At 43.5% G+C, this 13224-nt stretch carries 9 protein-coding genes; 3 read left to right on the top strand and 6 right to left on the bottom strand.

The genetic code is table 11. The annotated features are described in order from the left end of the window. Window positions 1–10: 10 nt before the first annotated feature. On the bottom strand, window positions 11–2392 hold the full coding sequence (locus EHO57_RS09145; protein ID WP_135646498.1) for a SpoIIE family protein phosphatase: 2382 nt from the start codon (window positions 2390–2392) through the stop codon (window positions 11–13). Between the two features lie 405 nt (window positions 2393–2797). On the opposite strand from EHO57_RS09145, the gene EHO57_RS09140 reads away from it, so the two are divergent. Further along, window positions 2798–3277 (top strand): hypothetical protein, encoded by a 480-nt coding sequence (locus EHO57_RS09140; RefSeq protein WP_135646497.1) that lies wholly within the window; start codon window positions 2798–2800, stop codon window positions 3275–3277. A gap of 55 nt (window positions 3278–3332) precedes the next feature. Here the strand turns inward: EHO57_RS09140 and EHO57_RS09135 are convergent, their stop codons facing one another. The 5 genes from EHO57_RS09135 to EHO57_RS09115 all read right to left on the bottom strand — a co-directional run bounded on the left by EHO57_RS09135 (window position 3333) and on the right by EHO57_RS09115 (window position 11004). Continuing rightward, complete coding sequence (locus EHO57_RS09135; RefSeq protein WP_135646496.1) at window positions 3333–4139, bottom strand: acyl-CoA desaturase; 807 nt, start codon at window positions 4137–4139, stop codon at window positions 3333–3335. A gap of 231 nt (window positions 4140–4370) precedes the next feature. Continuing rightward, window positions 4371–5615, bottom strand: a complete 1245-nt coding sequence (locus tag EHO57_RS09130) for an ankyrin repeat domain-containing protein (RefSeq protein WP_246050621.1) — start codon at window positions 5613–5615, stop codon at window positions 4371–4373. Window positions 5616–5751: 136 nt separating this feature from the next. Continuing rightward, the gene (locus tag EHO57_RS09125) at window positions 5752–7647 is read right to left on the bottom strand and encodes a dolichyl-phosphate-mannose--protein mannosyltransferase (RefSeq protein WP_167882307.1); all 1896 of its coding nucleotides are present in this window, start codon (window positions 7645–7647) and stop codon (window positions 5752–5754) included. Window positions 7648–8034: 387 nt separating this feature from the next. Then, entirely contained in the window at window positions 8035–8988 is a 954-nt protein-coding gene (locus EHO57_RS09120; RefSeq protein WP_135646494.1) for a P-loop NTPase family protein, read from the bottom strand. A gap of 3 nt (window positions 8989–8991) precedes the next feature. Next, on the bottom strand, window positions 8992–11004 hold the full coding sequence (locus EHO57_RS09115; RefSeq protein ID WP_135646493.1) for a protein meaA: 2013 nt from the start codon (window positions 11002–11004) through the stop codon (window positions 8992–8994). Window positions 11005–11115: 111 nt separating this feature from the next. On the opposite strand from EHO57_RS09115, the gene EHO57_RS09110 reads away from it, so the two are divergent. After that, complete coding sequence (locus EHO57_RS09110) at window positions 11116–12447, top strand: hypothetical protein (protein WP_135646492.1); 1332 nt, start codon at window positions 11116–11118, stop codon at window positions 12445–12447. Then, window positions 12444–13124: a class I SAM-dependent methyltransferase gene (locus EHO57_RS09105; protein ID WP_135646491.1), complete on the top strand. Its 681-nt coding sequence runs from the start codon at window positions 12444–12446 to the stop codon at window positions 13122–13124. The genes EHO57_RS09110 and EHO57_RS09105 overlap by 4 nt, the downstream gene beginning before the upstream one ends. The last annotated feature ends 100 nt before the right edge of the window (window positions 13125–13224 follow it).

The following is a 13224-nucleotide window of genomic DNA, read 5'->3' as shown; positions in this document are numbered from 1 at the left end:
ACGAAAAAAATCAGACCAAAACAGGCTCGGAGCTATTATTTGTTTCCGGATCCGTAGAAGACAAAAGTGCTTTTAGGACTACCATTGTATTCTTAAATTTCATTCTTTGGCCCGTCAAACGATAGAGTGCGACCAAATGTTTGAGATTTCTAATATTCTCCGGTTCTCTGGATCTAAGCTTCTCTGCGAATTCCAGGGATTTCCAGTACTCTTTGGTCTTACGCAAGCAATAGGAAAGATAGAAGATATACTCGTTATCGAACGGGATCTTTGCAAGATAGGCTTCCGAATACTTGGCACCCTGATCGAATTCCTTCGCGTTGATGCTGATCCGAGCCAATTGTTTGTAGAGAGCTGGATCTGAATTGTCGATGGCTAACGCTTGAACGAATGCATCCTTGGTTTTCTCCGTATTTCCCTTTTTGTATTCTTTGATCCCGATCTGAAGAAGGCGATTGTACTCTTCGGGTACTGTCTTGGAAGAAGGAGGGGCTGTTTCCACTTCTTTATAAGAGATACTTAATAGACTCAAGTCGTCGGAGACTTCTCCCGCATTGTAGAGAAGTCTTTCCAAGTCTTCCAGATTTCCACCGGAGAGTTCTACGAATCTAAGGAATAGATTCTCATCCTCGTTCATTGCAGGCTCGGGAGAATTCGGATCCTGAATGATAATATCGTCCCTTCCGTCCGAACCGATAAAGATCTGATCTCCGGCTTCTAATTTGTCCACTCGGACCAAGGGCTCGGAAGTATTTTCGGTAAATCCTAACTTTCTTAAAGGGAAATCAGGATCCACGAAAGAAGCCTTCTTGTCTCTGTAGAGAACCATGTTCGGGTGTTCGGCATTGATGGAATATAGAGCGCCTGTTTCCTCATCCAATAGACAGAGCATTGCGGAAACAAGCATGGTCCCGTCGAAGGTCACGAACACATTTTGTAACTCTGTATAGCAATCCTTCAGCCATTTTTCCGGAGTCTTTTTCTGGTTGGTGCGAGAGATCTGAGTACGGGATACGATGGCCTTGAAGACGGTTCCCATTACGAGAGCCCCTCCTGCTCCTTGGATGGACTTTCCCATCGCGTCTGAGTTCATGATGGCCAGATACTTCTTCCCATAGAGAACGATCTCGCTGATGGAGACCAAGTCTCCTCCGATATCGGCCTCTTTCTTTCTGAAAACGAATGTCTTCTTCTGTTTTAGGATACCACGGATCTTAGTAATCTCGCTGTCATAGTGCAGGGTCGCAAGAGGGCGAAGAAGAAGGGAGGTAAGATAATAATCCCCGTCTTGCTTCTCTTTCAATGCGCGAAGATCTGTTAGAGTTTCTTGTAACTCCTTTGTCTTTTCTTCTACCTTCTTCTCCAAGAACATTTGATGATCGAGAAGGTCTTTTTTCATTTGTACGAATACTTCCGCCATTTCGCCTAACTCGTCAGAGCGATTCAGATCCACGATCTTGGATTCATCTTCGGCAGGATTCTTCATGGCGAAGTTCAGGGCTTTCACCGCATTGATGATGTCCCTTGAGAATCTATAGGAAGCGAACAGGATCCCTCCGAAGACTGCGAGTGCGATCAAGCCGCAATACAACCAAAGATTTCGAGTCGACTCGTAGAGTTCGGTCTCGTCGATCATGAGTAGGAAGTCTAGTTTCAGATTGCTCAAGCCTTGGTTTTCGTATGGGACTTGGGTAAGATAAAAATGCTTTCCTTCGAATGTGAATCGGGAGATCCCGTTTAGGTCCTCCGGTTTGCGATCTCCAAGATATTTGGAAATCGTAGGATCGGAAAAAGAGATCAACTTTCCTTTTTCGAAGATCGCAAGATGTATATCCTCGGAACCTGTGATGGTTTGAATGAATTTATCATCGACCACCTGGCCTACCATCATGAGTCCTCCGCTTCGAAGAGGAGCGGTAACCCTGAGACCTAAGCCGCTATGTCCGATCTCCAAAGTGGAAGCGATCCTTCCTTGCAGAGCTTCTTGGACAATCTTCTGACCTGACTTATCGTCTCCGTAATCCGCAGGTCTATGAAAGCGGAAGAATACGTGGCCGGTCTTATCATGGATCTCAAAGATAGAGAGACCATACTGGGACATGATGCTTTTTATATAATCGGTATTGGCCTGTAGGATGCCGCGATTGTGTAGACCGTTCTCTAAGATGGATAATGTCTTTTGGTTTCTTTCTATTTCTTTGAGAAGAAGACGAATGACCTCTTCTTTGTGCCTAAGTTCCTTCCTGAATTCGAGAGAACGATCTAAAGCTCTCTTGTCCTGTGGCTCGTTTTTCACTCTGTCGATCATTTGGATGAAGGTGATGGCCAGGATCAGGACTAAGAGAAGTTGGCTTGCTCCCAGGATCAGGAATATTTTTTGTCTAAAACTCATGAGTTCAGTCCGGAATATGAATTTGGATTATGGATGCCCCGGAAAGGGGAGGGCGCTTCTTATTTTTCAAATTAGAAAAGAGACTTAGAAATTAAAGGAAGAAGATCCCAATCGTACTAAGGATTTGTGAAATTCCGGTTACAAAAGAGGGCCACCTAATAGTTTGTTAGTCGGAGGAAAAATGCGGGCGGCCCCCGCCCTCATCGGGTGGTGGAGGTGGGTCGCCTAGTGGGAGAAGCCCGCATCCGCTCTATCACATTTTCGGAAATCCGGCAAGAGGGAATTTTCTCTCCCAAAAATGTGGGAACTTCCATAATCGGATGTCGCATTACTGCTTTGAAATTCGACTTCAGTCGATCTCTCGCGGCTTGACTGCCAGTGGCGCTGTAGGAACTCTAACATTAGATGAATGATCAAGACGCTCAGAAACCAGGATTTCCTTTTCATCCTCTCGAAGATTTCGTTCTAGGAGAAGTCTTGGGCCGCACACTCGAGGCGCTTGGCACCTCCAAACAAGAAGCGGAGAAGGCGATCCTCTCCCATCTTCCCCCCGACCGACCCGAGTTCTTATTCACTCCTAATGCAAAAAAACAAGTCCTACTCCAAAGTATGCCGATCGAGCTCAGGTCCTTTTTGGAAGCGGGAGACTGGAAGAAGGTGGTCGAAGTCCTTCAAAGGACGATCAAAGAAGAAGGAAGACTGGATCTTGCCTTGGAATTGATCGAATGGATCTTTACTGGCTTCGACCAGGAAGATCTGGTCCGAGATCTATTTTCCTTAGTATTGAACGACAAGATCGAATTAAAGAAAGAGTTCTATCCTTTATTGAAAGAAGAATATGATAAAGAGATGAGAGGAGATCTGGACCGCTTTCGAGAAAAATAAAAAAGCCGGGTTTCCCCGGCTTCCAGTGCATTCAGATTTACTAATATTCGATCGATTATGCTACGTCTGCAAGAGGAGAAGGAGCTGTTCCTCTAACTTCTTTTCTACCTTTTTCCGTCCAAACTGCTCTTTGGATCGTGATAATTCCCATGAAATGAAGGATTCTCATCACTTGGTAGGTTAGATCCAATTCGAACCAACGGAACGCAAAGTTAGGAGAGTTCGGGTGAGCGTGGTGATTGTTTTGGTATAATTCCCCCATGATCAAGAAGTCCACAGGTAAAGTATTTTTGGAATTATCCGGATTCTTAGCATGGTTGCGATATCCATACATGTGACCACACCAGTTAACGACTGCTCCATGAACAGGTCCCATCAGATAATGGATTGGCAGAAGAGCATATAACCAATGTGCATCCGCAGGAACGAAAGCCATATAGAAGAGAGTGTAACCAGTTCCGAAGAATAAACGAACGAACCAAGCGTCTGCAAAACGATCGAACCAAGGGATCTCAGGATAATTTCCTTTGAATTCCTTCTCAACTTCGGCTTTGCGATCCAGAATGTTCTCATAGACCACTGCAGTGGTCCACATCATATCAAAGAATCCTTTGGAAGCTACAGGAGAATGGGGATCCTTTTCCGTATCACTGTAAGCATGGTGTTGTCTATGAAGAATTGCGTAAGCTCTAGGATTTAGGAAAGAAGATCCTTGCACGAAGAAAGTGAAGAAGTAGAAGAACTTTTCCCAAAAACGGTTCAACTTGAACATCTGGTGAGCGGAATAACGATGTAGATAAAAAGACTGAACGAAAGCGGCTAAGATCCAGTGTGCCGCAAAAAAACTAAGAATGATTGCCATGAAGGGCTCCTTTTTCTTTCTACTGGTTTCGAGCTCTTCCAGGGGGAATTGTTGCAAAAAAGATTCCCCTCTATAGAAAATTTCGGGAGAAGAAAGAAGAATTCCCTCGAAATAGCCGCTTCTTCCTGGCCTAGGAGCTCTTGCTAAGAGAATCCGACGAAAAGGAACCGTGATTTCGGAGGAATTTTCAGAATGCCTATGCCTTAGGGGACAAGGCAAATCACCCCGATCTTACTTTTTTAAGGTCGGAATATTCGGCTTTTTAAATGCGGCCCTGCTCCTGGTCCCCCCTTCTTTTTCCAGGATCTCTGCGATCTCTTTACGCTCATAAGCGATCGCCATGGACAGAGGCGTATAACCTTCTGCCTGCGCATTGATAGAAGCCTTTTTGCGAACGAGTTCCTTCACTACGTTGGGAAGATCGAATACGATTGCCAGATGGATCGGCTTCCATCCCAGATAGTCCGCATTTGGATCTGCACCCTTTTCTAAGGATTCCAAGGATTTGTTCTCATTCTTATCGTATAAGCTCGAGATCAGAATACGGTTTTGCTTCAGTCTTTCTTCCTCCGAAATTGTAGTCTCCGTATTCGTGTTCGAGTTTTCCGATCTCAAAACATTTGAAGGATCTCCTGCAAACGCATAGTCATAGATGGGATTGGCAGCAGGCGGCTTAATATGATAGTACAATGAAGATCCCGAAGATCGAGGATGAGCAATCTTAGTTACTTCTTGGGGATTCGTTTGGCTGAAATAGATGTCTCCGTACGTTTTATTAGTAAACAATAATGCTAGGATAGTTTGAGCCGTCCAAGGCGCCCAAGTAGCATAATAGCCTTTGAACCCTGTCTCCAAAAAAGGAGAAGAATACATAGAGATCCTTTTTGTAGTCTCTTCGTCCCGAATCATACCCATATCGTAGGCCATATTTCCAGCAGTAAAACATGCGCCTAAAAATAGAACAATCGCTCCGGGTGCGGGTTTAAGGCCGGAAGAAATTTGTTCATTAGAAACGAATTCCTTCCCTAAATAAAATCCGCCGACCGATTTTTGGTCATAGGGAGGTTGGTCCAGGTTCGTCCCAACCCCATGTCCGGCATAGAGAACTATATTCGCATTTTGTGATGCTTCTTTGATCGCCGACCAAGGATTGTTCGGGGGATAGAACTCGCTAACAGAAACCCCTCTGTCTTTTAGGACTTTTACGAGTCCCTTGATATTGTTCATATATTCTCTAGTTTTGAGGCCGTCACTACCGTCCACTTCGCCAACGATTGCCACCGCTTTTAGGCCGGCGCCGGAAACAGTAGGTGAGGGAAGCTCCGCTCTTTTTTTGATCCCGGAGAATGTACCGCCAATGGCATTCGTCGGATGAACGAACTTGGTCTCTTCGGAGAATGCGGAGCCAAAAGAAAATAAGAGAGATGTAGTTAAGAAGAATAAGCGGGCAGGGGATTTCATCCAATGATTGGACAAAATAATCCTTTCTAATCAATCAATAATTTATTCTATATTGTGGGAACTGCGATCTCTTCGTCTAAATATTGACAAACCGAAATATTACTTATGCGCTATAACTTTGGATCTTCCTTATTGAATCCAAGATCTAAACTTAGTTTTTCGGGAATTCCAAAAGAGTTGTGGGTCGACTCTCTTCCCTTTTTAATAGTAGTTCTTTGCAGGGTGCTTTCTTAAGTCGTATCCCCCCGAAAATAATCGGGCCTTTGCCAGTTTTTAATAGTGATATTCTAGTTTTAGACGTTTTTGGGATATATACTTCTGATACGGAAGGTTCGTATTGGCTACTTATCGGTTCAGGGCCAACAATTTGATTGAAGATTGTGTCCTTACCTTGACTAATAATTATTTGTAATTGTCCTGAATTGTGGGTCTCTTTTTCGGAACCTAAAAATGTTCCTAAACAATAGTTGCCTGAGCTCAATTCCAGAGCAGTATCCGGACTGATTTTCTCCGTTAAAGGAAGCAAGTTTGTTTCATCGAATTGAAATGCATATCTTCCCTTAATAAATCCTCGGAAAGATCCAGCATGGCATTCGTAAAGCGGTTCAAAGTCGATCTGCCCTGTTATTAGGGGGTAGTATCTTTTTAATGGATATGTATAACGTACATTCTTCCAATCCCAAATCTTAGCTTCTGTAGGAAGATGGTAGCAGGCGCTCCATTTCTTATATGGCCCATCTGAAAAGACTGCCGAGGTATTCGCCCAAATCGATACGATTGCAACTACATAGAACAAAGTTCGGAAAACAGGTTGTTTATATGATCTTGTGATAAAAGGGAAAATGAATACGGTGAGTAAAGGCATCAGATCTGTTAAGAATCTTGCCCCGTAAGAATTCCCTCCCCACCAAGTGAAATATTTGGAAAATATAGGAAGGTAGGCAAGGGTCGCAATCCCCATCGGGATAAGCAGAATGCTGATTTTCTTTTTCCAAAAGGTAAAGCCAAAGAAGGAGAATGCGATAAACGGAGAATAGATAAAGAGTCCAAAGCCGGGACTAAAAAGTAATCCCAAACATCCCTCTACGAATGAACTTGTGAAATAATCGGTTTTTCTGATTATTTCGTAAGCCTTGGTCATTAGCTGATATCCACCAGTAATATTTCCATATTCGAAATAATTAATGGATCCTAAAAGTAAATTGATTAGTAAAAATCCAGTAGTAAAGGAAACAAATTTGCTAACCCGGCTTTTTGATTCTGAAGTAGTTTTTAGATCGAATAAAAATGCAATGCCGAAGCCAAAACCAAGAAATATGGAAGGGGGTCTTATGAAATAAAAAGTACCAAGGACGATCCCGAGTGAGAGATATTTTCTCAAGAATGAAGTATCCCTTGAGAAAAGAAGTGTCATAGAAAGAATTACTAGAAGTTCGACAAATCCATGTTGCCAAAGTGTCTGCGACGATTGGGAGAAGTGTGTCGTCCCGAAGGAATATAATATTGTCGTCAGTAATGCTGTGCGTGCGGAAACGAAACGATTCACAAACTTAAAAAACAATACCGATGAAAATGCGAACAGAATGGAAGCAGAGAACTTTTCTAAATATAAAAAGTCGGTCTCGGTATGATATTTTAATCCGTTGGCGGCAAAATCAATTTTGTCTGGAACTTTGATATCAACTCCAACGCATCTCAAAGAAAAATATACTACAGTGTTATATAGACCTGGCAGAAGGGGAAATGCACTTAAGGTTCGACCTTCTTTATAGACTAAGAAAAAAGGATGCCTAATGTAATTACCGGAAGGCAATAGAGTGGCTGTCATTAAGGTATTATTATCGGATTTAAAGGTTTCCGAGGGAGTTTGTTCAAAATTAGTAAAGAACTCTGATAACTCTAGATTTCCTTCTTTCTCGATGCTAAAGGGAAGTAATTTTGCCGGATTAGAGTCCCCCACTGTAAAAAGAAGATCGGTATACGTAGAAATTGCGAAGAATGGTAAGAAAATTAAGAAGAAGCTATGGCGGGCGCTCGCTTTAGCCATCGATTTCCAGAGATTCTTCCAACTCGTAGTCTGCCGATAACCGATAAAGAGAGAAAAAAGTATCAAGGACGACAAATAAACTTTCTTATAAGAAGAAACTAGATCCGCATTTATCACTGGCGGAAGCATGTATATAGCAATATAGGTTCCCGTTAATCCAGAGATTATGATTTTAAAGGCAAAGACGAGATCTATCTTTCGTTCGAAATGAGATTTTAAAATATACGAAATACATAATGCAGATCCGAGAAAGAAACCGATCCAGGAAAGAGGCTTTTCCCAATTCGAGACAACTTGATTTGTAATGGATGAAGAAAGAAGAGCGATCCCAATCAGAAATAATATACGAAAAAATGATATGGAAAGATTGCTTGTAAGCATTTCGGACTATTTAAATTTTTTTTGAATTTCTTTCAATACAAAGAGTTCCCAATCCTCAAAAGTTTGTTTTTCCGAGAGGTTCATCTCCTTTAGAACGGAAAGGCCGAAATTCCCAAATTCGGATTTGACCCATTTGGCCAATTGAAGAAGAAGTTCCGACTTTCGGTGCTTTGCGGGCTTTTGGGCCAAAATGAAATCCAATAATTCTCGGATCCCTTTCTTTGTCTTTACGCTCGTTAGGAAAATAGGAGGGATGCTTCCTCCAGGGACTATATCTCTTAAGAACTCAAGAGTGGTAGAAAGAGTGTGATAACTTGCTCTGGCGAGATTTTCTTCATCACATTTATTTAATATAAATGCGTCCGGGACTTCCATGATCCCGCTTTTCATGAACTGGATCTGATCTCCGCCCAAAGGGACCATCACTAAAAAGGAAAGATCCGCCAGTTTGGAAACTTCGATCTCGTTTTGGCCGATCCCTACCGTTTCCACGAAGATCAGATCGAAAAAGCAACGAAGTAGCCGTATTACATGATATGTGTATGGATTTAGGCCGCCTAGCTCTAATTGACTAGGTTGGGATCTGAAAAAGATCCTCTTTTCCCTTACTGGTAGAGAGAGTCTCGTTCTATCTCCTAATAGAGAACCTCCACTGACATGACTGGAAGGATCGATGGCAACCACCGCCATTTTTTTGTCTGGGGCTGTTTGTAGAAAATTGGTAGAGATCTCACCTAAGAGAGAGGATTTTCCTGCTCCGGGAGTTCCGGTAAATCCGATAGTAACAGATCTATCTCCATTAAAACCCGAGCTTTCTAACTCTTTGAATAAAACTTTACGAAATTCGAATGAATCCGGTCTTTCTAATTCGCTGATCAGTTTCGCCAGAGGGTATTTCTCCCCCTGGGCCGCTTCGGAGATCAGTTCTTTGAGTTCGTTTGCCGCAAACCGAACGGTCATGCCTTAGACTGAGGCTGGAACCTGGGAAACGATATCGATGATCCGATCCATCACATCCATCAAATCGTAATCTTTAGGAGTAAAGATCGCCTTCACGCCTATCTTGTGAAGCTTATCGAAGTCAGGTTGAGGAATAATTCCTCCGAAAACCACCGGAATATCCGCCTTATAATGTTTCAGTTCTGCGAAGATCTGCTCTGCGAGTTCTACATGAGAGCCGGAAAGGATGGAAACTCCGATCACGTTTGCGTTCTCTTCTACCGCTGATTGAACGATCTCTTCTGGGGTTAAGCGAATTCCGGAATAGATCACGTCGAATCCGGCATGCTTTGCGGAAACTGCGATCATCTCTGCTCCGTTAGAATGGCCGTCTAACCCAGGTTTACCGACTACGATCTTAGGTCTGGCACCTGTGCTTTTTAGGAACTTCTCCACTTTGGCGCGGACGCCGACTACCTTTTCCGATTCCAGATTCAGTTTTTGACCTTCCACACCTGTAGAAGGACGATATTCTCCGAATACTTTGCGCAGAGTGTCCGACCATTCTCCGGTAGTCACAAGGGCTTTAGCGCATTCTACGGAAGCAAACATTAAGTTCTTTCCGTTTCGAGCATCGTCTTCCAAACGAGCGAGCGTCTCTTCTACTTTCTTAGAATCTCTCTTTGCTTTAACGTCCGCGAGAACTTTCAAAGTTTGTTCTGCAGATTTAGGATCTACTTTAAAGATACCACCGTCAGGATCGTTTGTAAGAGGAGAGGGAATTCCTTCCTTCCACTTATTCTTGCCCACGATAATGAGTTCGTCGTTATTGATCTTAGCCAATCTCTCCGCTTGGGATTTCACAAGCTGAGCCTTCATGTATCCGTTCTCGATCGCCTTGATCGCTCCGCCCATTTCCTTGATCTTTGCGATCTCTTTGTTCGCATTGTCGATCAGATCTCTGACTTTGCTCTCTACTACTTTGGAGCCTTCGAAAAGGTCCGGATATTCTAGAAGATCGGTTTCATACGCGAGAACTTGCTGCAAACGGAGAGACCACTGTTGGTCCCAAGGGCGAGGAAGGGAAAGTGCCTCGTTCCAAGCAGGAAGTTGGAGGGCACGGCATCTTGCGTCCCGGCTCAGAGTAACGCCCAGAGCCTCGATCAGGATCCTCCAAGCGTTGTTCTCCGGTTGCTCTTCGGTCAAACCAAGAGAGTTTACTTGCACGCCGTAACGGAAACGTCGGTACTTCTCGCTTTTGACCTCATAAATTCCTTTTGTGATCTCTTCCCACATATCGGAGAAGGCACGCATCTTGCACATTTCCTCGATGAAACGAATTCCTGCGTTTACGAAGAAGGAGATCCTACCAACACACTGCTCGAATTCGTCGTGAGTGAAGCAATTCCTGTCTTTAACTGCGTCTAGAATGGCCATCCCGGTTGCTAGCGCGAAAGCAAGCTCCTGCACAGGAGTCGCTCCTGCTTCTTGCAAGTGGTACGAGCAAATATTGGATGGGTTCCACTTTGGAATTCTCTTCAGACAGTATTCGTACATGTCCACGATGATCCGGATAGAATGTTCCGGCGGGAAGATATAGGTCCCTCTCGCCAAGTATTCTTTGATTATGTCGTTTTGGGTCGTGCCCTGCAGCTTGGAGACGTCTTCTCCTCTTTCTTCGGCCAAGGCCACATACAGGGAAAGAAGCCACATAGAAGTGCCATTGATGGTCATCGAGGTGTTCATCTCCTCGATCGGGATCTGGTCAAATAGGATCCGGAAGTCTTCGAGAGTATTGATAGGAACTCCTACTTTTCCGATCTCCGGTCTTGCGATCGCGTGGTCGGAGCTGTATCCGCACTGAGTAGGTAGGTCGAAAGCGATGGATAAGCCTGTTTGGCCTTTTGCCAGGTTTTTACGAAAGAGTTCGTTGGACTCCTTGGCGTTGGTGTGACCTGCGTAGGTTCTGAAGATCCAAGCGGGTTCTTTGCTCGGGTTTCCAGACTTATCATACAGGATATGGTCTTTTTTATCCATCTTCTTGTCCTCGGAATATGACTCTTAGTTTAGTTCAAAATGTGTTGGTATAATTTCACCTAAATTTTTAACGTTGCTTCCGAAATCCGAAGGAGAGAAAATCCCGCCGCAATGGACTTGGAAAGAAACAGAAAAGCAAACCCCGCGCTCATTTTACTCTCGGTGCTGTTTCTAACCGGATTATTGACTCTCTTTTACTCCTGGCATGGGGACCCTTCCAACGGAGAAAGTTTTCGAGTTTTAGCGGAACTTCGCTCTCTTTCCGAGGATGGGAACTTCTTCTCCTTGCAAGAGCCCTTGTCCTATTTGCTTTTGTACGCTTGGAAATCCGTTTTGGGTTTAAATTATATTACCGCGTACGTTACCTTTGGCGCATTCTTTTTAAGTCTAGCCATTCATCTCTGTGCTTATCTAATGGAGAAGGAAACATGGAAGTTAAATCATTATCTTCTCTGTTATATTGCTGCGATCAATCCTCTTGCGTATGCGGTTCCGCTGCATATGTTAGGCGAATTGGTGAGTTTGACCTTCCTTCTTCTCTTATTCCTTTCCTTTAGGATGGAAACGGTCTTAGATCTTCTAGTTTTAGTCTCTTGCACTTTGTTAGGTCTTTTCTCTCACTTTACTTTCTTTTTGGTTGGCTTTACCATTTTCGTGATCAAGGCAGGCACTGTAGGGATCCGGGAGAAGAAGAAACAGCAATCCGTCTTCTTCAAGAGAAGGAATCTGCCGAAATTATTCCTATTCGGGTATCTCTCCGCATTCGTGCTGCTCGTGATCATATTAGGAAATCTTGATTTTTACGGACATCATTCCTTCTCTTTCATGGGGAGAACGATTTTGGCCTACTTACTTGGATTTGGCTCCATCGTGCTGATCGTATTCTTGGGGGTTTTCTTGCTTCGCTCGGAGAAGGAGTTGAACTCTCTTCCTGCGTCCATTGCGATCTTCTTTTTGATCGCGACTTCCGGTTATTTTACGATCCGTCCTTTAGTAGGATTGGATAAGGCGAAATTGAACTCTCTCGCCAAGGATATCGCTTCCCTGCGGGGAAGATTGGTCATCAATCCGGATGAGAGGATCTATGTTTCTCCTGAGATCGCATCTTATCTTTACTTCACGACCAAACAGAAGACCTCCTTTAATTCTTCGCAAGAGATGCGGGACAAGGATTATATTTTGCTCTCGGAGATCTGGGCGGTGGATCGTAAGCTACTGCAGAGAGAAGTGAAAACAAAGAATACTCCATTCTTATTCTTGTCTTCCGAGCGGATCTTAGTGAGCGAACAATTATGGAAGAGGATCCAAACGGATCCGGACCTAAAGACCCTGAAGACCCGTGCTCTAGAAGCCAAGACTTCTATCCAAGACCAGAAAGGATATGACGGACTCAAGGCCTTCTTGGTCTCCTTACTGATACCTTCTAGGGCCCCTGAGGCATGAGGAAAAAGCAAGAAGACTCGGATTATATTGCCTACGGAGCGAATGGGCTTCCTTTCGAGGTTTCTTATTGGGATGAGATCTATGGCAGCGGGAAGGATGTGGATGCATCCTTTAATGCCAAAGAACATGCAAAATATATAAAGTCTCTTTTTGATCTGATGCAACTTCAACCCAGGAGCATCGCGGACTTCGGATTCGGGAAAGGGCTGCTATTAAAAGAATTCGTAAAAGTATTTCAACCAAATCGCATCTTTGCGGTGGATCCTTCCGAAGAGATGATAGATTCCATCGCGAAGCAAAAATGGATCCGAGGATACAATCTTTCATTTCTGCATTCCACTATACAAGACTTGGAGATGAAGCATTTTCATTTTCCTCCCTTCGATCTTGGAATTTGTAATTCAGTAGTACAATATATAGAAGATAAGCACCTTCCTAAGGTCTTTGAAAAACTGTACAGGCAAGTGAATTATCTGTATTTCACCGTTCCAACAAAGAACGATTACGATAGAATGAAGAAAGAGATCTACTTCGTAGATCCGTATGCATACCAAAGATCCAAGAAATATTATGAAAAATTGATCCGACCTTATTTTAGAAGGGTCGCGTTCAACCTTCTGGAAAGTAGGATCGTAAAGGATTCTCAATTCTGCGACGAGTTATTCGTAGAAGACTAAGCTATTTACCATCTTTCTATCATATAACCTTCCGAAGAAGTTTGACAAGGATTGAAAAGAAGGCAAGATATTGCTCTTTAAATCCGGAACGATCTTAATT

This window comes from Leptospira langatensis, from assembly GCF_004770615.1.
Classification (GTDB): domain Bacteria; phylum Spirochaetota; class Leptospiria; order Leptospirales; family Leptospiraceae; genus Leptospira_B; species Leptospira_B langatensis.
The sequence above is the reverse complement of the archived record's forward strand: the minus strand, read 5'-3'. Positions and strand labels throughout refer to the sequence as shown.

Coding starts and splice junctions, on each gene's coding strand:
- EHO57_RS09145 (WP_135646498.1), bottom strand. CDS start 2,392: ATGAGTTTTAGACAAAAAATATTCCTGATCCTGGGAGCAAGCCAACTT.
- EHO57_RS09140 (WP_135646497.1), top strand. CDS start 2,798: ATGAATGATCAAGACGCTCAGAAACCAGGATTTCCTTTTCATCCTCTC.
- EHO57_RS09135 (WP_135646496.1), bottom strand. CDS start 4,139: ATGGCAATCATTCTTAGTTTTTTTGCGGCACACTGGATCTTAGCCGCT.
- EHO57_RS09125 (WP_167882307.1), bottom strand. CDS start 7,647: ATGGCTAAAGCGAGCGCCCGCCATAGCTTCTTCTTAATTTTCTTACCA.
- EHO57_RS09120 (WP_135646494.1), bottom strand. CDS start 8,988: ATGACCGTTCGGTTTGCGGCAAACGAACTCAAAGAACTGATCTCCGAA.
- EHO57_RS09115 (WP_135646493.1), bottom strand. CDS start 11,004: ATGGATAAAAAAGACCATATCCTGTATGATAAGTCTGGAAACCCGAGC.
- EHO57_RS09110 (WP_135646492.1), top strand. CDS start 11,116: ATGGACTTGGAAAGAAACAGAAAAGCAAACCCCGCGCTCATTTTACTC.
- EHO57_RS09105 (WP_135646491.1), top strand. CDS start 12,444: ATGAGGAAAAAGCAAGAAGACTCGGATTATATTGCCTACGGAGCGAAT.